This window comes from Streptomyces sp. V2I9 (assembly GCF_030817475.1).
Lineage (GTDB): Bacteria > Actinomycetota > Actinomycetes > Streptomycetales > Streptomycetaceae > Streptomyces.
Map to the genome: position 1 here is coordinate 5,020,881 of NZ_JAUSZJ010000002.1, position 19,447 is coordinate 5,040,327.

Genomic DNA, 19,447 nt, shown 5'->3' on the forward strand with positions numbered 1-19,447 from the left:
CGGCCCGGCCCGGCGGCCCGGTCAGGAGGCGGCGCGCCGGGCCAGGCCGAGTGCGTACTCCGGCCACCAGTCGCCGGCCGGCGGGCCGCCCCGGCAGGTGCCGTCCGAGTCGCCCGGCCGCTTGATCCACAGGTAGGCGTCGAGGCGGTCGTCGCCGGTGTCGGTGGTCGGCGGCGTGCCGAGCCCCCGGCCCGGCGGATTGCACCAGGCTTCCGCACGGCCCCCGGACAGGGGGCCCTTGCCGTTGCGGCTGGTGTCGATCACGAAGTGCGAGCCGCCCACGGCGTCGGAGAGCCGGCCCGCGTACGCCTTCACGCTCTCGTTCGACTGGAAGTTGGAGACGTTCAGCGAGAAGCCGTCGGCCCGGTCGATGCCGGCCCGCCGCAGCGGCTGAGCCATCTTGGACGGTTCGTCGATCCAGTCCGGGTTGCCCGCGTCCAGATAGACCGTGGTGTGCGGCCGTGCCTTGAGTGTGTCCACCGCCTCGGAGAGGAGTTGGTAGCGCTCGGCGTGGTGCTCGGGCGGGGTGCAGCCGTCCGCGATGTGGGGGAGGGCGTCCGGCTCCAGGATCACGGTCGCCGACGCGTCCCCGATGGCGTCGGCGAACGCGCCGATCCAGGAACGGTAGGCGTCGGCGTCCTTGGCACCGCCCGCGGAGTAGAGCCCGCAATCGCGGTGCGGGATGTTGTACGCCACCAGCAGGACGGTCTTCTCCGTACGGGCGGCGGCACGCGCGGCGGCCCGGATCTCCGGTGCCGGGTCGTCCCACGCGGGCCAGTCGGCCACCGGCCGCTCGGAGATCCGCCGCAGGATCTTCGCCTCCGCCTCGCGCCCCTCCTTCTCCCAGGTGCGCACCTGCCGGGCGGCGTCGCTGTCCGGATCGACCCAGAACGGGGAGGCCGCGCTCGGGGCGGGCTCGCCCCGGACGTTCTCCCCCGCCTCCTCGGCGGTGCGGGTGACACGCGGCTCCGGCGTCGAGCAGCCCGCGGTGAGCGCGGTCACCAGGGTGAGGGCGGCCAGGACGACGGGACCGGTACGGGGGAGAGCGCGGGAGACGGTGCTGCGGCCGGACATCCAGACCCCTCGGGCGGCGGTGACGCACGGATTCGGAACACGGGGAAGCGGGCGCCATCGTGACATATCGGTCACCGAGGGTGGTGGTGCGACACTGTCCGTGACCCGTACGCCCGTGCGGCCCCGGCGTTCCCGTGCCCCGGCGTGCTCAGTCCGAGGCGGCCAGCGCGATCCCCAGCGGGGTGCGCTCGTACAGCACCTGGTGCCCGTAGCGCCGCGAGGTCAGCAGCCCCGCCCCGCGCAGCACGGACAGATGGGCCGAGACGGAGGAGGGGGCGAGGCCCAGCCGGTGCGCCAGCGTGCTCGTCCCGGCCGGTTCGTCCAGCGCGCACAGCACGTCGGCCCGGACCCGGCCGAGCAGCCGGGCGAGGGTCTCCGGGGTCCGGCCGCCCGCCCCGGACCAGAGCCCGCCGATGCCGCGCGCCGGGTAGATCAGCCCCGGCTGCCACGGCTCCTCATGGCCGCCCACCACCTCCGGCCAGACGAAGACGCTCGGCATCAGCACCAGCCCCTGGCCGCCCAGCACCCGCCGGTGGTCGCCCCGCGTCCCGGCCACGGTGAGCGTCGAGCCGTTCCAGCTGAGCCGGGGGCTCACCTCGCCGAGCACCCCTTCCAGGCCGCTGTCCGCGAGCCGCCGGGAGTGGTAGGCGATGTCCGCCTCCAGCAGTGCCCTCAGCCGCGGCCAGTACGGCTCGATCAACGCCTCCCAGGCCCGCTCCAGCAGGCCGGCCAGCTCCCGCACGGCCCGCGCCGGATCGGCCAGCAGCCTCCGCCCGGCCGCCGACCGCCGCCCGCCCGGCCGGTCCGCCAGGGCCAGTTCCATGTCCTCCCGCGCCACCTCGGGATCGGTCGCCCGTACGGCCGCGAGCTCCTCCTCGAAGGTGGCCAGCGGTCCGATCGGCGGCGGGCAGATGAAGTCCGGGTTGTGGCCGCCGTCCGGCATCAACAGCCACAGCGGCTCCAGATCCAGGGCCGCGGCGGACTCCCGGATGCGGCGGAGCCACGGCAGGTGGTAGCCGTGCCGGGAGGGGCGCGACAGTGTGCGCACCGCCTCCTGGGTCTCGAACAGCGGGGACAGCGCGAACCGGCAGCGCAGCAGATCGCTCTCGCCGAAGTGCAGCTGGAACGGCACGCCTCACCCTCCCGGCATCGGAGATTCGTCCTCAGCCGAAAGTCTACGGTCGGGGAGCACCCCGGCCCCAGGCTCGTCCCATGCCGACCGACCACCCCGCCCCTGCGGACACCCCCCGTACCCCGCCCGCCCCGGCCTCCCGCGCCCGGGTCCCGGCCGATCCGCCGGCTGCCGCCGCCCCGCGCGGCTACCGGGCCGTCTTCGCCGTCGCCGAGTTCCGGGCCGTCTTCGCCGCGCACCTGCTCTCGCTCCTCGGCGTCGTCGTCAGCGAACTCGCGCTCACCGTGCTCGTCTACGACCTCACCGGCTCGCCGCTGCTCAGCGCACTGACGTTCGCGCTGGGGCTGCTCCCGTACCTGATCGGCGGGACCCTCTTCGCGGGCGTCGCCGACCGCTACCCGGCCCGCCGCGTCCTGGTGGTCTGCGATCTGGTCTGTGCGGCCTGCGTCGCCGTGATGCTGGTGCCCGCCACCCCCGTCGCCGGACTCCTCGCCCTGCGCTGCCTGGTCGCCGCCGTCGCGCCCGTCTTCACCGGGACGAGGATGGCGGCGCTCACCGACATCCTCGGCGAGGGCGACCTCTATGTACTGGGCCGTTCGCTGCTGCGGATCGTCTCGCAGAGCGCGATGCTCATCGGGTTCGGAGCGGGAGGGATGCTGCTCACCGTGCTCTCCCCGCGCGGCGCGATCACCGTCACCGTGGTGACCTTCCTCTGCTCGGCCGCCCTGCTCCGCTTCGGCACCCGCGACCGCCCCGCCCGCAGCGGCGGCGGGCAGGCCGGCGGCACCCTGCTGAGGGAGTCGCTCTCCGGGGCCCGTCTGATCCTGGGCGACCGCCGCGTCCGGGCACTGATGCTGCTGTTCTGGGTGCCGGCGATGTTCGTCGTCGCCCCGGAGGCGCTGGCCGCCCCGTACGCCGACGCGATCGTGGCCTCGCCCGCCGCGCTCGGGCTGCTGCTCTGCGCCATGGCCGTCGGGCACATCGGGGCCGAGCTGTTCGTGGGGTCCGCGCTCAGCCCCCGCAACCGCTCCCGGATCGTCCTGCCGGTCGCCGCCGCCGGTCTGCTGCCGCTCCTGGTCTATGTGGTCCGCCCCGGACTGCCGCTCGCCGTCGCGGCCCTCGCGCTGGCCGGTGCGGGCGCCGCGTACGTGATCGGGCTCGACCAGTGGTTCGTCGACGCCGTGCCCCAGGAGCTGCGCGGCCGGGCCATGACCCTGCTCACCGCCGGCCTGATGACCCTCCAGGGGCTCGGGATGGCGCTGGCCGGGCTCGCTGCCGAGTTCTTCCCGGTGCACCAGGTGGTCGCCGGATCCGGAATCATCGGTACCGTCTGCACGCTGCTGCTCGTCGCCGAGGTCCGCAGGACAGCCCCCGGACGGATGTCCGATACCGAGGAGCGAGACGGGGCTGACCGGCATGTGACCAGTGGGTAAGGTCGGTGCCGTGCCGAAGCCGCTCAGCCTTCCCTTCGACCCCATCGCCCGCGCCGACGAGCTCTGGCGGCAGCGTTGGGGACCCGTGCCCTCGATGGGGGCGATCACCTCGATCATGCGGGCGCAGCAGATCCTGCTCGCCGAGGTCGACGCCGTGGTCAAGCCCTACGGGCTGACCTTCGCACGGTACGAGGCGCTGGTGCTGCTCGCCTTCTCCAAGGCCGGTGAGCTGCCGATGTCCAAGATCGGGGAGCGGCTGATGGTGCACCCCACGTCGGTCACCAACACGGTGGACCGGCTGGTCCGGTCCGGTCTCGTCGCCAAGCGGCCCAACCCGAACGACGGCCGGGGCACGCTCGCGTCCATCACCGACAAGGGCCGGGACGTCGTCGAGGCGGCCACCCGCGATCTGGTCGCGGTCGACTTCGGGCTCGGGGTGTACGACGCCGAGGAGTGCGCCGAGATCTTCGCCATGCTGCGCCCGCTGCGGGTGGCGGCCCGGGACTTCGAGGAGAAGTGACCGCGCGTCCCCGGTGAGGCGGGGGCGTACGCCGGTCCGGTGGTGGGCGCGTGCGTCCGGGGGCGCGAGCGTACGCCGTACGCGGGGGCGGTCCGGTCAAGGGGGCCGCGCGAAGATCGCCCCGGTCGTCCCGTTACGCTCGATGCCATGAAACAGAACGTGCTCACCCGCTACCGGGTGATGGCCTACGTCACCGCCATCTGGCTGCTCGTCTTCACCGTGGCGATCATCGCGAAGTACGGCTTCCAGACCGGCGACACCATGCTGATCTCGCAGATCCACGGCGTGCTGTTCATCGTCTACGTCGTCTTCGCCTTCGATCTGGGCTCCAAGGCGAAGTGGCCCTTCGGCAAGCTCCTGTGGGTGCTGGCCGCCGGCTGCATCCCCTTCGCCTCGTTCTTCGTCGAGCCGAAGGTCAGCCGCGAGGCCCGGGCCCTGGTCACCGACCCGGCGCCGGCCCCCGCCAAGGTCTGACCCCGGCGCGTCCGGCACACCCGCACCGCCCCGCGCGAAGCGCCGGGCGGTTTGCCATCGACATTTAGTAGGACGTCCTAGTAAATTCGAGGGTATGGACGCTGACGCGATCGAGGAAGGCCGCCTCCGCTGGCAGGCCCGTTACGACAAGGCCCGCAAGCGCGACGCGGACTTCACCACGCTCTCCGGTGACCCGGTCGAGCCGGTCTACGGGCCCCGCCCCGGTGACACGTACGAGGGATTCGAGCGGATCGGCTGGCCGGGGGAGTACCCCTTCACCCGCGGGCTGCACGCCACCGGCTACCGGGGCCGCACCTGGACGATCCGCCAGTTCGCCGGCTTCGGCAACGCCGAGCAGACCAACGAGCGCTACAAGATGATCCTCGCGGCCGGCGGCGGCGGGCTCAGCGTCGCCTTCGACATGCCGACGCTGATGGGCCGCGACTCCGACGACCCGCGCGCTCTCGGCGAGGTCGGCCACTGCGGGGTCGCCATCGACTCCGCCGCCGACATGGAGATCCTCTTCGGCGGCATCCCCCTCGGGGACGTCACCACCTCGATGACGATCAGCGGACCGGCCGTCCCCGTCTTCTGCATGTACCTGGTCGCCGCCGAGCGCCAGGGCGTCGATCCGGCCGTGCTCAACGGCACGCTCCAGACCGACATCTTCAAGGAGTACATCGCGCAGAAGGAGTGGCTCTTCCAGCCCGAGCCCCATCTGCGCCTCATCGGCGACCTGATGGAGCACTGCGCCGCCTCCATCCCCGCCTACAAGCCGCTCTCCGTCTCCGGCTACCACATCCGCGAGGCCGGGGCGACGGCCGCGCAGGAGCTGGCGTACACCCTCGCGGACGGCTTCGGCTACGTGGAACTGGGCCTCTCCCGCGGCCTGGACGTCGACACCTTCGCCCCCGGACTCTCCTTCTTCTTCGACGCGCACCTCGACTTCTTCGAGGAGATCGCCAAGTTCCGCGCCGCCCGCCGCATCTGGGCCCGCTGGATGAAGGAGACGTACGGCGCGAAGACCGACAAGGCGCAGTGGCTGCGGTTCCACACCCAGACCGCCGGCGTCTCGCTCACCGCGCAGCAGCCGTACAACAACGTCGTGCGCACCGCCGTCGAGGCGCTCTCCGCCGTCCTCGGCGGCACCAACTCGCTGCACACCAACGCCCTCGACGAGACCCTCGCGCTCCCCTCCGAGCAGGCCGCCGAGATCGCCCTGCGCACCCAGCAGGTGCTGATGGAGGAGACCGGCGTCGCCAACGTGGCCGACCCGCTGGGCGGTTCCTGGTACGTCGAGCAGCTCACCGACCGGATCGAGGCCGAGGCCGAGAAGATCTTCGACCAGATCAAGGAGCGCGGCACCCGCGCCCACCCGGACGGGCAGCACCCCATCGGGCCGATCACCTCCGGCATCCTGCGCGGGATCGAGGACGGCTGGTTCACCGGCGAGATCGCGGAGTCCGCCTTCCAGTACCAGCGGGCCCTGGAGAAGGGCGACAAGCGGGTCGTCGGCGTCAACGTCCACCACGGCTCGGTCACCGGCGACCTGGAGATCCTGCGCGTCAGCCACGAGGTCGAGCGCGACCAGGTCAGCCAGCTCGCCGACCGCAGGGCCGCCCGCGACGACGCCGCGGTCACCGCCGCCCTCGACGCGATGCTCGCCGCCGCCCGCGACGGCTCCAACATGATCGCGCCCATGCTCGACGCGGTACGGGCCGAGGCCACGCTCGGCGAGATCTGCGGGGTCCTGCGTGATGAGTGGGGCGTCTACACGGAGCCGCCCGGCTTCTGAGGTGCCGTCACCACAGTGGTGCGATCAGTATTTTCCGTGAAGACCTTATGAAGGGGCATCGTCAATGTCATCATGATCGCGAGCTCCGGGGGGAGTTGAACCCACCTGCGTCAACGCAGGTGGGTTCTGCCCGCTTGCCCGATCCTGGAGCACTTCCAGCGATCAGGAGCAGCAGACCATGCGCGTCAAAGTTCCGATACGAAGATGCCGCAGCCGTCGCGGTGCGGCCCGGCTCATGGCCGTCACCGCGTTCGTCACCGCGCTGTCGACTGTGGCGACGCTCGCGCACGCAGTGCCGCAACCACCTCCCGAACCGCGGAGCGTGACCGCAGGGGACGAGCAGCCGACGCCGGTCTACCCGCTCAAGGGTGAAGTCGCCCACTACGACTTCGAGTGGAGCGAGCCGGAGTACACCCCGACCGGACAGGATCTGGAAGGCGGGCCGCAGGCCACCCACCACAACGGCATCTACGCCGGACCGAGAAGCGACAACGAGAGCATCTGGGGCGGCGGGTCCGGCGGCCGTACGCTGCGGCTCGACGGTGTGGACGACCACCTCACCGTCCCGGTGCCGTTGCCGACGGACCAGTCCTTCACCGTCTCCGCGTGGCTGGAGGCCGAGCAGTCCGGAAAGCCCTACACGGTCATTTCCCAACCGGGCAACCAGGTGTCCGGCTTCGCGCTGAAGATCAATGCCGACGGCAAGCCCTCCTTCGCCATGCCGAAGGAGGACACCGCCACGACGGCCTGGTCCGCTGCCACCGGCACCGTCCCCGTGACGAACACCGGCGAGTGGACCCACCTCACCGGGGTCTTCGACGCGGCTGCCGGCCAGATCCGGCTCTACGTGAACGGCGCCCGAGTGGCCGTCGCCGCCCATGCCAAGGGCTGGCGAGCCACCGGCGACATCGAGGTCGGCCGGGGCCTGGCCGCCGGAAAGCCGGCCGACCACTTCCCCGGCCGGATGGATGACGTACGGGTCTGGAGCCGCGCTCTGAACGACCTCCAGGCATCGGGTGCGGCCATCCCGCAGCGCATCGCCCGCGCCGACTACTGCACCACCGGCAACTGGCTGCACGCCGGCGGGCCGAATGTGAAGGCAGCCGCCGCGCAGGGCCTCACGGGCCCCGCCGTCAACGCCCGGCTGGCCGTCTACACGTGGGGAGCCGGCACGCTCGGCAACGCCCGCCGAGCGGACGAGGACCTCTGGCGGACGGCCGATGCCGCGGAGCAGACCCGCCGGACGGGCTGGGCCAAGATCACGACGCCGTTCGCCGTCAGCGGCGACGACTACATGACGTTCCTGCAGGCACCGGACTACGCGCGGACGATGTCGCAGTTCCTGGTCGGGACGAGCTTCGACGGGCCGCCGCCGACCAAGCCCTCCAAGGCGGCGCTCGACAACGCGATCGCCATCCTCAAGCAGCGGCAGGAGGAGTCGAAGGACGACATGTACGGCGGGGTCTACGCCTTCACCTCCGAGGCCGACCTCCGGGAGCTGTCGGCCTACGAGATCGCCCGCTTCATCCGGCTGGGCGGACTGCCCTCGGTGAGCCCGGACACCTCCTCCCTCGAATTCCGTATGGAGGCCGAGGAGCTCAAGACCCAGTGGGCGGGCTGCGCGACGGACGACCCCTACGACCCGTTCAAGAAGTTCGGCGACGTGGTGGAGACCGCGGACGCCGAGTGGCAGGCGGAGCAGGCGAGCCAGGCCAAGCAGCGCGGCGACCTCGTGGCCGCCGAGATCCAGGCGTACAAGGACCTGCGCAAGTCCTCCGACGCCATGATCGAGGCGCAGGGCCAGGCTTACATCGTCAGCCGGATGCTGGTCTTCCAGAAGTACTGGCAGGGCAAGCCGAAGACGGATCCCGGGTACCCCAAGGCCGCGGTGTTCACCAACGCCACGACCGCTATCAGCAACGCCAAGAAGGCGATTTCCACACAGCTGACGATCGCGAAGAGCGCGGCGGCCTCGGCGCAGACGCAGGCGGACAAGGCGGCCACCGCGCAGACGGACGCCGGAACCATCGCCCTCGCCAACGGCACGCCGTACGGCCGCGGGCTCACCTACGCACGCCAGTCGGCCCAGGTGACCAAGGCATCCGCCTCCGCCGCGCAGTCCTCGGCCAAGGCGATCGAGGCCACGCTGAACGCGGCGTCGGCCACGGCCGCCGACAGCAAGGCCCTCTACGCGCTGGGCGACACCCAGTCCCACGCGGCACAGACCGCCTTCCGGCGCGCGGCGGCGGAAGAGGCCGCCGCCCAGGCGAAGGCAGCCGCCGCCGGCGCCGAGCAGCAGGCCGTCCAGGCCGCCGCGAACGCCACCAAGGCCAAGGCGGCCCAGGCCAAGGCCGAAGGGGCCGAGCAGACCGCCAAACTGGCCGCCGCCGACGCCAAGGCCAAGCGGGCCGTCGCCGAGAGCGAGCGGGACAAGGCCAAGGTCCAGAAGGACATCGCCGCCAACGAGCGTGGCAAGGCGGCCGCGGCCGACCAGGAGGCGCGGACCCAGCGGGAGGCCGCGGGCCGGGCGTTGAGCGCCGCCCAGACGGCGGGAGCCACCGCCGCGACGAAGAAGAACGAGGCCCTGGCAGCCGAGGGCCGGGCCAAGAACGCCCGGGACGGAGCTCTGCGGGCCGAGAGCGACCGCGATGTCGCCCTGGCGAAGCAGTGGGCGCTGGAGGCCAAGGCGGACGCGGACGAGGGCACGGCCGCCGCGGCCGAGTCCCGGGCCGCCGCGACCCAGGCGCGGGCGGCGGCGAACGAGGCCACCACGGCAGCGTCCAACGCCCGTGCCGCCGCCGACACCGCGACCACGGCGGCGGCCAACGCCCGCGAGGCCGCGACGAAGGCGGAAGCCGCCGCCGCACGCTCCCAGGCGGCCTCCGACGCCGCCCAGCGCGATGTGGCGATCACCACGGCCGCCGTGGCGAAGGCCCACTCGGCAGCGGCCGACGCCATCGCCTCGTCCGAAGCCGCGGCGCAGAACGTCCGCGCGGCCAAGGCCCTCGCCGACACGGCGAAGGCCAAGGCCGCCGAAGCCAAGGCGAACGCCGACCTGGCGCACATCGAGGCCGTCGCCACTGCGGCGGCGGCCGTACGTACCGCCGGCTACGCCTACGCCGCCTCGCAGGCGGCGGACGCCGCCCGTGACGCGGCCGTGGCCGCCGTGGCGGCGGCCAAGACCGCCATCTCGCTGGGCACCCCGTTCCGCGAGACCGACGCGTCGGCGGCCCTGGCCGTACTCCTCGGGCAGACCGCTAAGACGCTGGCCGAGCAGCAGGCGGCGGTCGCCAAGGCGCGCGCGGACGAGGCGGCGAAGGCCGCCGCGACCGCCAAGGCACTCGCCGCCAAGGCATCCGCCGACGACAAGGCCGCCGCGACCGCCGCCTCCCAGGCCGCGGACTCCGCCGTGAAGGCCGCCGCTTCCGTCACCAAGGCGCGTGCCTCCGCGGCCGAGGCGGCAGCCGCCGTCAAGGCGACCCTCAAGGCCGAGGCCAACACCATCGAGTACAACCGGCAGGCCATCGGCGACGCGGCGGCGGCAGCCGCCGCGGCGTCCACGGCCACCGGATACGCGACCGACGCCCGCAACTCGGCCGACGCCGCCGAACTGGACGCGTCCTCGGCACGCGGAGCGGCCACCGCCGCCGAGAGCGACGCCGCGGCGGCGCGCGGAGTGGCCGACAAGGCCGAACGCGACGCCACGGCCGCCGAGGCGTCCGCCGCCCGGGCGCAGGACCTGGCCAGGGAAGCCCAGGAAGCCGCCGTCCGCACGGAGAACGCCAAGGAAAGGGAGACCGTCACCAAGGGCGGTGTCACCGGCATCGGCCAGATGTTCACCAAGCAGAAGGTCGACCAACTGGGAGAGCCCACGCCGCAGAACGACTGTGTTCTGGACATCGGCTTCGACGGCTGCACCGTGAAGTACAAGCTCCTCTTCAACATCACCGTCGACTTCTACCTGTGCGCTGACGAGGCCGCGGGCGACGACGTCAGCGCCGCGACGTGCCCGGTGGACTCGATCGTCTGGCTCGGCAGCGAGAAGCACACGAACCAGACGGCTTACATCGACAGGTACTTCAGCCGTCTGGAGATCGCGTTGATCTTCGACAAGATGGTGCTCCAGGCACTGTGGCACGTGCTCGTCGACGACTTCGTCCAGTGCTCGAAGGGCAGCGTCAGCGGTTGCCTCTGGGCCGCCAGCAACTTCATCCCCGGCAAGAAGATCGCCGACGCGGTGGACGCCGTACGTGCCCTCGACGCCGCAATGAAGACCGGGGTGGGCGTCGCCGATGCGTTCCGGGCCCTGAAGAACCTCGATCTCGACCCGGCGGTCCTCGCCAACCTGGAGCGTCAGGCCAACACGGCGGAGGACCTGTTCACGTCCTGCGCCAGGAACAGCTTCCCCGGTGACACCCGGGTGCTGATGGCCGACGGATCGCATCGGGAGATCCGCTCCGTCCAGGTCGGTGACCGTGTCCTCGCGACCGATCCCGCGACGGGGGACCGGCGGGCTCAGTCGGTGACGGCGACCTTCCGCCACGACACCGACCGCCTCGTCATCGTCTCGTTCAGGAGCGGGGAGACCCTCACCAGCACCGCCGGACACAAGGTCTACGTCATCGGAGAGGGCTGGACGCTCGCCGCGGACCTGAGCACGGGCGACCGGCTGCGCGGCCCCGACGGGGCGCAACGCACGGTGAGCGGGGTTGCAGGACCGCTCAGGGTTGACGCCCCGCCTGGTGTTCGACCTGACCGTGGACAACCTGCACACGTTCTACGTGAGCACGCGGGGCTCCAGCAGCAGGGACGTCCTGGTCCACAACTGCATGAACCTCGCCGACGAGACGGTGATGCCCGCCAGCGGAGCGCACACGCTCAGGGAGCATGTGAACGTTGACGCGAACGAGGCGTTTCGCCTCGCCAAGACGAAGGGGAAGCCCAACGGCGTTTGGACGAACGCGGACATCGCCCAGCAGGCGGTGGACCGGGTCGTGTCCGACTACTTCTACCCGAGAGGGGTCAGGAACAACGCCGCCTTCGCCCGGCTGGAGAGCTGGCGGCGTTCGGCGGGGCCGGGCGACTACTTCACCATCTCGGGGAAATGGGACGCATATCCTTCGCTGGGCAAGGCATACCATCCCGACGGCAGCACCATCACGACGGCCGGCAACGAGGTGACGGTCCTCTTCAAGAAGTGGTCCCACAAGGGACGCGGTGGCTTCGTCGTCTACACGGCCTACCCGATCTGAGAGAGGAACCATGACACCGCGCCACACCGAGTGGGATTTCGGTCTCAGTCGGCTGACCAAGTTCTTCGCCGGGCCGTGGTCCCACGAGCGGACCGTCGACGAGACCATCGAGGCCGCTGCCCTGGGGCACGTGGACGAGCCGGCGGGAGAGGCGGCCTCGGCGATCCTGGCGGATGCGGTCCGCCTCGAACAGAGCTCCCTGCCCACCGAGGTCATCACCACCGTGTGGACGGTCGCCTCGGAGGACGGGTACAACCTCGCCTACTTCGGCGTCGACGGACGGGACTGGCTGCGCCGGATCGCGGCCGTCTGCTCCGAACCGGCGCGGCGGGCCGATCCGGCAGAAGCGTCGGCGGTCGAGCCGGTCACGGCGTCCGAGGAATCGGTCCGGGCCGTCCTGGCGGCCGTCGCGGAGGTGAAGCCCGCGCTGGCGGCGAGGGCGGCGGCGAAGGGTGGGACGCTCTTCGGCCATGCGCCGGGCGAGGTGGTCCGGGCCCTGGAACTGGTCGCCGCCCAGGTCGATCCCGACCTCGGCTTCCGGCTCCTCCTGCGGGTGCTGAGCACCTGCCGGGTGCCGATCTCCGAGGCCCAGTACGCCCAATACGAGGCTCTCGGCGAGACGTTCGGCTACGGGCGCTTCCATGTGTCCGACGTGGAGCATCAGACGCGCTGGTGACCGGTGCCGCGCACCGCGTGAAGAGGGGCACGGCGCCCCGGGGCATCAGCTCCCGGGGCGCCGTTCCCTCGCTCCCGGCCCCAGCCCTGACAGCAGCAGCAGGGTGAACTGCCGGGCCCAGTCGGCGTCGACGGGCCCGGCGCTCACCAGCATCCGGTGCACCACCGCACCCGCGATCACGTCGAAGATCAGGTCGGCGGTCCGGTCCGCCGCCACCGCGTCGGTCTCGACCGGCAGTTCGCCACGCCGCTGCGCCCGCCGCCGTCCTTCGAGCACCAGCCGCTTCTGCCGTTCCACGATCGAGTCCCGGATGCGCATCCGCAGCGATTCGTCCCGCGTGGACTCCGCGACCACCGCCATCAGGGCGGTGCGGGTCTCCGGCCGTTCCAGCAGGGCGGCGAACTGGAGCACCACGCCCTGGACGTCGTCGGCCAGGCTGCCCAGGTCCGGCAGCTCCAGCTCGTCGAACAGGACCGCGACCGCGTCCACGACCAGCTCGTTCTTGCCCGCCCAGCGCCGGTAGAGAGTCGTCTTGGCGACGCCGGCGCGGGCCGCCACATCCCCCATCGTCAGCTTCGACCAGCCCAGATCGACCAGGGACGCCCGCGTGGCCTCAAGGATCGCGGCGTCGGCCGCAGGGCTCCGCGGTCGGCCTGTTCGGGTGGCTCGGGGGTCGCTGTCGCTCATGATGCGGCGACCATACCGGCCGGTAGGAAAGTCGCTACGCCCCGGTAACCGTGAGGCAGATCACCGGGACCGTCTGTTCCCGCGAAGGCATCGGCAGTTACGCTACGGGTCGTAGCGTAAGGAAGGCGGCTCGCCCGTCCCGTGCGCCGCGACGAACGACAGCCACCGGGGCCCTCACCAGGCCCCTGGCGCCGGGTGGGGACCCGGCGCCGCAGAACCTGCCGGATGGGGATCCGGAGGGTTCACCGGGGCCTTCACCGGCCCCCGCGTCACGACCGGGACCTCAGGGGCCCGGCCGGCTTCACCGAGGCCCCGGGGGGCCTCACCGGAACCTTCGGGGTCCGGGCCCGTCCTGGTCCGTCCGCTCCCGCACGCCGGTGGGGGCCTTCGGCCGGGCCGGATCTCGCGCCCGCTTTCCGGAACGGTGCGCCCAGGGGGGAGGATGTACGTATGCAGCCTAGGAACATGTCCATGAGCGGCGTTGTCGACCTCGCCGCCGTCAAGGCGGCCGGTGAGGCCAAGGCCAAGGCGGAGCAGGCCCGCGCGGAGGCCGCCCGCACCGGTGGCTCCGGCGCCGTCGCGCCCTCCGCCCTGGTGATCGACGTCGATGAAGCCGGTTTCGAGCGCGATGTCCTCCAGCGCTCCGCCGAGGTCCCCGTCGTCCTCGACTTCTGGGCCGAGTGGTGTGAGCCGTGCAAGCAGCTCGGCCCCCTGCTGGAGCGCCTGGCCGTCGAGTACAACGGCCGCTTCCTGCTGGCCAAGGTCGATGTCGACGCCAACCAGATGCTGATGCAGCAGTTCGGCATCCAGGGCATTCCGGCCGTTTTCGCCGTCGTCGCCGGGCAGGTCCTCCCGCTCTTCCAGGGGGTGGCCCCCGAGGCCCAGATCCGCGAGACGCTGGACCAGCTGATCCAGGTCGGCGAGGAGCGCTTCGGGCTGACCGGGATCACGGTCGACCCGGACGCCGGTGCGGCGGGCGCCGCACCGGCCGAGGCGCCGGCCGGCCCGTACGACTCCCTGCTGGAGGCCGCCGCCTCCGCGCTGGACGCCAACGACTTCGGCGGCGCGATCCAGGCGTACAAGAACGTCCTCACCGACGATCCGGCCAACCCGGAGGCCAAGCTGGGCCTCGCCCAGGCGGAGCTGCTCGGCCGGGTCCAGAGCATGGACCCGCAGGCGGTCCGCAAGGCGGCCGCGGACGATCCGGCCGATGTGGACGCCCAGATCGCCGCCGCCGACCTCGACCTGGTCGGCGGTCACGTCGAGGACGCCTTCGGCCGGCTCGTCGAGGCGGTCCGCCGCACTGCGGGCGACGACCGGAACACCGCCCGGCTGCGGCTGCTGGAGCTGTTCGAGGTGATCGGCCCCGAGGACCCCCGCGTGACCGCCGCGCGCACCGCGCTCGCCCGCGTCCTGTTCTGACACCGGCCCGCCGTCCGCTCCGGACGAGCCCGATTGTTCCGATGTGACAAGACGGCCGCGCCGCCCACCCGGCAGCGCGGCCGTTTTGCCGTTCCGACGCCAAAGAACGGCCCGAGAAGCCCCTGCTTTACCAAAACTTGACAAAGATGCGGCCTGTTACTCGCAGTAAAGCGGGAGGGCGGTTCTGTCTGGTTTCCAGGGAGTTTCCCGCCATTTTGGTGTCCCTTTCGTGCCACCCTGCGTCGCCGCTCGATGCCGCGCTGTCGTCCTGTGGTTATCGGGCCGTTACTAGCGAGTAACGATCCCTCTTGTGTCGGGCGCGTGAATGCACCACGATCGGCCACGCTCGGTCCACCACCTTCCGCCCGGCCTCCAGCCGGTGCCCGAGGGTCCGTTGGGTCCCCACCGAGTGGGTCGGCGGCAGTGGCGCCGACCGCGGACAGGGGGGTTCCCGCCCGGTGGCGGGGCCTGTCCGGCCGGCCGTGCGGAGCGCGCGGCCCGTGGTTGTCGCTCGGGGGTGAACGCCGGTGGATCGGATACGGGACACGTCTCCGACCGCGGGTGCTCTCCTTCCCGAGGACGTAGCACTTCTCCCATCCCGGTCCGGGCACGAAGCCCGCCCGGAGATGTACGTCCGAGAAGAAGGAGCAAGTATGAGTTCCCAGGTTCGCGGTGGGACGAGATGGAAGCGGTTCGCTCTGGTCATGGTGCCGAGCGTCGTCGCCACGGCGGCGGTGGGCGTCGGCCTCGCGCAGGGCGCGCTCGCCGCGTCCTTCGCGGTCTCCGGCCAGAGCTTTAAGGTCAGCACCGACAGGCTCGAGGGCGACGACTTCGTCCAGTACGGCAGTGTCGCGGTCGGTAAGGACCTCGAAGGCAAGGAAGCGGCGCACGCTGTCGCGGTGTCGGGTTTCAGCCGCGCGAAGATCACCAACATGTGCCAGTCGGTGGTCACGCCGAAGGTCCCGTTCATCAACAAGAGCGTCAGCCTGGAGCTGAATGCCGGTACCAACCCGAAGAAGCCGGTGAGGGCGACCAACCTCTACCTGGACGTCTCCGAGCTGGACGCCGACGCCTCCTTCCGCAACATCGACATCGGTGTCGCGGCCGGCTCGCTGGCGAAGAAGAACAAGCCGGGCAGCATCGGCATCCAGCCCGGTACGCAGGCGAACGGTGCGGGCTTCGCGCAGCGGGCCGACAAGGCCGTGCTGACCGACGTGAAGCAGACGGCATGGGCGACCACCGCCGGCACCTTCAAGCTCAGTGACCTGAAGCTGAGGCTGCACACGGGCGTCAAGGAGTGCTTCTAGCACTCGGCCCGGGTGGCCGGAACGTCTTTCCGGGACGTTCCGGCCACCCTCCCCTCCTTCCCTTCTCACCGCAGTACCGGTTCCAGGGAGCTGTTTTCCATGAGCCCCGAGTCCACAGGGCAGAACGAGCACTTCATCAGCGTCTACCGGCGACGCTTCCGCGCCTGGCGGGGCGACCGCCCGTTCTGGGCCGGTCTGTTCACCATGGTCGGTGGCCTTCCCATCGCCTACTTCCCGTACGCCGATCTGCACCTCGGCAATATGACGCTGGCGATGTCCACGACCGCCGGCGCCGGGTCCCTGATCATCGGAATCCTGCTGATCACCCTCGGTTTCACCATGTGGTTCCACCACATCGTCCGGGTGTTCGCGGGCGTCGCGGCCATCCTGCTGGCGCTGATCTCCATACCCGTCGCCAACATCGGCGGCTTCGTGATCGGGTTCCTGCTCTCCCTCTTCGGCGGAGCCCTGTCCGTTTCCTGGGTGCCCGGTGTGCCGCAGCAGGACGGCGAGGCGTCGGCGCAGGCCGGTCAGTCGCCGGTCGGCGAGCGGGACCCGCTGGCGAAGGACTTCTCGTACGAGGAGCGTCCCGAGGGCGAACTCCTGCCCACGGCCGTCCCGCAGCAGCAGGGCGCCGCCTTCGACACGGCGGTCGGCTCCGAAACCGGGGGGCACCGTGCGGGGTGACGACGGACAGCGGACGGACGTCCGCGGCGGCGACGAGATCCGCGAGCGCACGGGTCCCCGCCACGCGGCCCCCAGGAAGTCGCTGCTCACCAAGCTCCACCTGCCCAGCGGGAAGAAGGCGCTGGCGCTCGCGGCGATGCCGACAGCGGTCTTCGTGGGCATGGGACTGACGCCCAAGCTGGCCCTGGCCGACGAGCGCATCGAGAACCCGTTCGCGCCCGGCCCCTGCGTCACCCGGTCCGACGAGCCGAGCGAGTCCGCCTCGCCCGAGCCCACCCCGTCCCCGTCGGCCACGGCGCAGGACGGGAAGGACGACCCCTCCGGCCAGGACGGCGCCGCGACCCCCACGCCCTCGGCCGAGGGTCCCGCCCCCGGCACGGAGAAGGACCCGGCGGCCGGCGAGAAGCCCGGTACGGACACGCCGGCGCGCTCCGCCGACGGCGGGTCCGCCGGGACGCCCTCCGCGACCCCGACGCCCACCGCGTCGAAGAACCCGCTCGACCCGCTCGGCATCGGCGACGCGCTCAAGGACCTCTTCGACGGCCCGGACGACGAGAAGCCGGAGGAGCCGGCGGCCCCGTCCCCGAGCCCCACGCCCGAGGCGCCCGGGGAGTCGGAGAAGCCGGAGGCCCCGGCCGGGGGAGCGGGCGACAAGGCGGACGAGACGTCCGACGAGGCGGCCGACGCCATCCGCGAAGCCGCCGAGAAGGCCGGCGAGAAGGTCGAGGAGCTCGACGAGGACGTCAAGGGACTCGACCCCAAGAAGGACGAGGACATCCCGGACGGCGCGAAGCCCCGCTTCCCGTGCCCCGAGGCCGACCCGGACGCGCTCGCCGCGGCCGAACTGGAGCCCGGCATCCCGCTGCTGCCGAGCGCGCCGTGGACCCTGGAGTCCACGCGTCTCACCCTGCGGGGCCTCGACTACCACGGCATCGTCGAGGTGAAGAAGGCGGACGGCAGCATCAAGAAGGTGCTGAAGTTCACCGCGACCTCCATCGACATCAAGGACCTGCACCAGCTCACCGAGGGCCCGGCGGGCACGACGGGGCACGTGAAGTCCCGTCCCGGCTCGACCTCGGAGATCCGCGACGGCGAGGTCACGATGTACACGGAGGAGCTGAAGGGCAACCTCTTCGGCCTCATCCCGGTCACGTTCAGCCCGCAGACCCCGCCGCCGCTGAACGTCCCCATCGCCGTGTTCACCAACGTGAAGGTCGTCCAGGCCGGCCAGTTCGGCGGCACGCTCACCGTGCCCGGACTGAAGAACTACCTGGAAGGCGGCAAGGCCGGGAACTGATCGTCCGGCGGTCGTCGGCGAGCCGGGGTCCGCACGCCGGGAGGGTGGCGCGGACCCCCGGTTCGTCCGGCGCGGGTACGGCGACCTGCCGCGGGGTCCCGGCGACGGAACGAGGGGTGCCCCCGGACGGGAGGTCCGGGGGCACCCCTCAGGTGTGCGTGCGGGTCAGTCCCGCTCGCCGCCGCCCAGGTGGTGGACCCGGACCATGTTGGTGGTGCCGGGGACGCCGGGGGGCGAGCCGGCGGTGATGACCATCGTGTCGCCGTCGTTGTAGCGGTTCAGCTTCAGCAGCTCCGCGTCGACCAGGTCGACCATCGCGTCGGTGTTGTCCACGTGCGGGACGACGTACGACTCGACGCCCCAGCTCAGCGCGAGCTGGTTGCGGGTGTTCTCGTCGGTGGTGAACGCCAGGATCGGCTGGGCCGTGCGGTAGCGCGAGAGGCGGCGGGCCGTGTCGCCGGACTGGGTGAACGCGACGAGGGCCTTGCCGTTGAGGAAGTCCGCGATCTCGCAGGCCGCGCGGGCCACCGAACCGCCCTGCGTGCGGGGCTTCTTGCCGGGGACCAGCGGCTGGAGGCCCTTGGAGAGCAGCTCCTCCTCGGCGGCGGTGACGATCTTCGCCATCGTCTTGACCGTCTCGATCGGGTACGCGCCCACCGACGACTCGGCCGACAGCATGACCGCGTCCGCGCCGTCCAGGATCGCGTTGGCGACGTCGGACGCCTCGGCGCGGGTCGGCCGCGAGTTGGTGATCATCGACTCCATCATCTGGGTCGCCACGATCACCGGCTTGGCGTTGCGGCGGCACAGCTCCACCAGGCGCTTCTGCACCATCGGGACCTTCTCCAGCGGGTACTCGACCGCCAGGTCGCCACGGGCCACCATCACCCCGTCGAACGCCGCGACGACGCCCTCCATGTGCTCGACCGCCTGCGGCTTCTCCACCTTGGCGATGACGGGGACCCGGCGGCCCTCCTCGTCCATCACCTTGTGCACGTCCTTGACGTCGTCGGCGTCCCGGACGAAGGAGAGGGCGACCAGGTCGCAGCCCATCCGCAGCGCGAAGCGCAGGTCCTCGACGTCCTTCCCGGACAGGGCCGGGACGTTGACCGCCGCGCCGGGCAGGTTGATGCCCTTGTGGTCGGAGATGACACCGCCCTCGATGACGATGGTCCGTACCCGGGGGCCCTCGACCGCGACGACCTTCAGCTCGACGTTGCCGTCGTTGATCAGGATCGGGTCGCCCTTGACGACATCGCCCGGCAGGCCCTTGTAGGTGGTGCCGCAGATCGACTTGTCGCCGGGGACGTCCTCGGAGGTGATGGTGAACTCGTCACCGCGGACCAGTTCGACCGGGCCCTCGGCGAACTTGGCCAGCCGGATCTTCGGGCCCTGGAGGTCGGCGAGCACGCCCACCGCGCGGCCGGTCTCGGCGGCGGCCTTGCGGACGCGGTCGTAACGGCCCTGGTGTTCCTCGTGGGAGCCGTGGCTGAAGTTGAAACGGGCCACGCTCATGCCCGCCTCGATCAGAGCGACGAGCTGCTCGTGGGAGTCGACGGCGGGACCGAGGGTGCAGACGATTTTGGAACGGCGCATGAGGCGGATCCTATCGGTTTGTTTCGCTGCGGAATATTCCGTCTGGTGGAAGATACAAAAGGGCGCGGGGGTGCTCAGTTGTCGACCCGTCCGAG

General features: G+C 71.6%; 14 protein-coding genes and 1 pseudogene. 11 read left to right on the forward strand and 4 right to left on the reverse strand.

Annotation, left to right across the window (positions count from 1 at the left end):
• Positions 1–21: 21 nt before the first annotated feature.
• On the reverse strand, positions 22–1,074 hold the full coding sequence (locus tag QFZ71_RS22205) for a glycoside hydrolase family 6 protein (RefSeq protein ID WP_307669920.1): 1,053 nt from the start codon (positions 1,072–1,074) through the stop codon (positions 22–24).
• A gap of 148 nt (positions 1,075–1,222) precedes the next feature.
• A complete protein-coding gene (locus QFZ71_RS22210; protein WP_307669921.1) occupies positions 1,223–2,206 on the reverse strand; it encodes a DUF5937 family protein in 984 nt (327 codons plus the stop codon).
• Positions 2,207–2,286: 80 nt separating this feature from the next.
• On the opposite strand from QFZ71_RS22210, the gene QFZ71_RS22215 reads away from it, so the two are divergent.
• The 7 genes and pseudogenes from QFZ71_RS22215 to QFZ71_RS22245 all read left to right on the forward strand — a co-directional run bounded on the left by QFZ71_RS22215 (position 2,287) and on the right by QFZ71_RS22245 (position 12,356).
• Complete coding sequence (locus tag QFZ71_RS22215) at positions 2,287–3,639, forward strand: MFS transporter (protein ID WP_307669922.1); 1,353 nt, start codon at positions 2,287–2,289, stop codon at positions 3,637–3,639.
• A gap of 10 nt (positions 3,640–3,649) precedes the next feature.
• Positions 3,650–4,159, forward strand: coding sequence for a MarR family winged helix-turn-helix transcriptional regulator (locus tag QFZ71_RS22220; RefSeq protein ID WP_307669923.1), 510 nt, complete (start codon positions 3,650–3,652; stop codon positions 4,157–4,159).
• Between the two features lie 147 nt (positions 4,160–4,306).
• Positions 4,307–4,633: a DUF3817 domain-containing protein gene (locus tag QFZ71_RS22225; protein ID WP_030118670.1), complete on the forward strand. Its 327-nt coding sequence runs from the start codon at positions 4,307–4,309 to the stop codon at positions 4,631–4,633.
• A gap of 94 nt (positions 4,634–4,727) precedes the next feature.
• Complete coding sequence (locus QFZ71_RS22230; RefSeq protein WP_307669924.1) at positions 4,728–6,428, forward strand: methylmalonyl-CoA mutase; 1,701 nt, start codon at positions 4,728–4,730, stop codon at positions 6,426–6,428.
• Positions 6,429–6,663: 235 nt separating this feature from the next.
• Positions 6,664–11,121 (forward strand): annotated as a pseudogene (locus QFZ71_RS22235) (LamG-like jellyroll fold domain-containing protein); the annotation flags it as partial.
• Between the two features lie 196 nt (positions 11,122–11,317).
• Entirely contained in the window at positions 11,318–11,680 is a 363-nt protein-coding gene (locus QFZ71_RS22240) for an RNase A-like domain-containing protein (protein ID WP_307669926.1), read from the forward strand.
• A gap of 10 nt (positions 11,681–11,690) precedes the next feature.
• Positions 11,691–12,356, forward strand: coding sequence for a hypothetical protein (locus QFZ71_RS22245; protein ID WP_307669927.1), 666 nt, complete (start codon positions 11,691–11,693; stop codon positions 12,354–12,356).
• Positions 12,357–12,401: 45 nt separating this feature from the next.
• Here QFZ71_RS22245 and QFZ71_RS22250 read toward each other — a convergent pair whose 3' ends face one another.
• Entirely contained in the window at positions 12,402–13,043 is a 642-nt protein-coding gene (locus QFZ71_RS22250; RefSeq protein WP_307669928.1) for a TetR/AcrR family transcriptional regulator, read from the reverse strand.
• 450 nt (positions 13,044–13,493) lie between these two features.
• On the opposite strand from QFZ71_RS22250, the gene QFZ71_RS22255 reads away from it, so the two are divergent.
• The 4 genes from QFZ71_RS22255 (at position 13,494) to QFZ71_RS22270 (ending at position 17,756) form a co-directional block, all read left to right on the forward strand.
• Positions 13,494–14,465, forward strand: a complete 972-nt coding sequence (locus QFZ71_RS22255) for a tetratricopeptide repeat protein (RefSeq protein ID WP_307669929.1) — start codon at positions 13,494–13,496, stop codon at positions 14,463–14,465.
• 653 nt (positions 14,466–15,118) lie between these two features.
• Complete coding sequence (locus QFZ71_RS22260; RefSeq protein ID WP_307669930.1) at positions 15,119–15,772, forward strand: DUF6230 family protein; 654 nt, start codon at positions 15,119–15,121, stop codon at positions 15,770–15,772.
• A 99-nt stretch (positions 15,773–15,871) separates the two neighbouring features.
• Positions 15,872–16,459 (forward strand): DUF6114 domain-containing protein, encoded by a 588-nt coding sequence (locus QFZ71_RS22265; RefSeq protein ID WP_307669931.1) that lies wholly within the window; start codon positions 15,872–15,874, stop codon positions 16,457–16,459.
• The gene (locus QFZ71_RS22270) at positions 16,449–17,756 is read left to right on the forward strand and encodes a hypothetical protein (protein WP_307669932.1); all 1,308 of its coding nucleotides are present in this window, start codon (positions 16,449–16,451) and stop codon (positions 17,754–17,756) included. The genes QFZ71_RS22265 and QFZ71_RS22270 overlap by 11 nt, the downstream gene beginning before the upstream one ends.
• A gap of 165 nt (positions 17,757–17,921) precedes the next feature.
• Here the strand turns inward: QFZ71_RS22270 and pyk are convergent, their stop codons facing one another.
• Positions 17,922–19,352, reverse strand: a complete 1,431-nt coding sequence (gene pyk / locus QFZ71_RS22275; RefSeq protein WP_307669933.1) for a pyruvate kinase — start codon at positions 19,350–19,352, stop codon at positions 17,922–17,924.
• Positions 19,353–19,447 lie beyond the last annotated feature (95 nt).

Coding starts and splice junctions, on each gene's coding strand:
- QFZ71_RS22205 (WP_307669920.1), bottom strand. CDS start 1,074: ATGTCCGGCCGCAGCACCGTCTCCCGCGCTCTCCCCCGTACCGGTCCC.
- QFZ71_RS22215 (WP_307669922.1), top strand. CDS start 2,287: ATGCCGACCGACCACCCCGCCCCTGCGGACACCCCCCGTACCCCGCCC.
- QFZ71_RS22225 (WP_030118670.1), top strand. CDS start 4,307: ATGAAACAGAACGTGCTCACCCGCTACCGGGTGATGGCCTACGTCACC.
- QFZ71_RS22230 (WP_307669924.1), top strand. CDS start 4,728: ATGGACGCTGACGCGATCGAGGAAGGCCGCCTCCGCTGGCAGGCCCGT.
- QFZ71_RS22245 (WP_307669927.1), top strand. CDS start 11,691: ATGACACCGCGCCACACCGAGTGGGATTTCGGTCTCAGTCGGCTGACC.
- QFZ71_RS22250 (WP_307669928.1), bottom strand. CDS start 13,043: ATGAGCGACAGCGACCCCCGAGCCACCCGAACAGGCCGACCGCGGAGC.
- QFZ71_RS22255 (WP_307669929.1), top strand. CDS start 13,494: ATGCAGCCTAGGAACATGTCCATGAGCGGCGTTGTCGACCTCGCCGCC.
- QFZ71_RS22260 (WP_307669930.1), top strand. CDS start 15,119: ATGAGTTCCCAGGTTCGCGGTGGGACGAGATGGAAGCGGTTCGCTCTG.
- QFZ71_RS22265 (WP_307669931.1), top strand. CDS start 15,872: ATGAGCCCCGAGTCCACAGGGCAGAACGAGCACTTCATCAGCGTCTAC.
- pyk (WP_307669933.1), bottom strand. CDS start 19,352: ATGCGCCGTTCCAAAATCGTCTGCACCCTCGGTCCCGCCGTCGACTCC.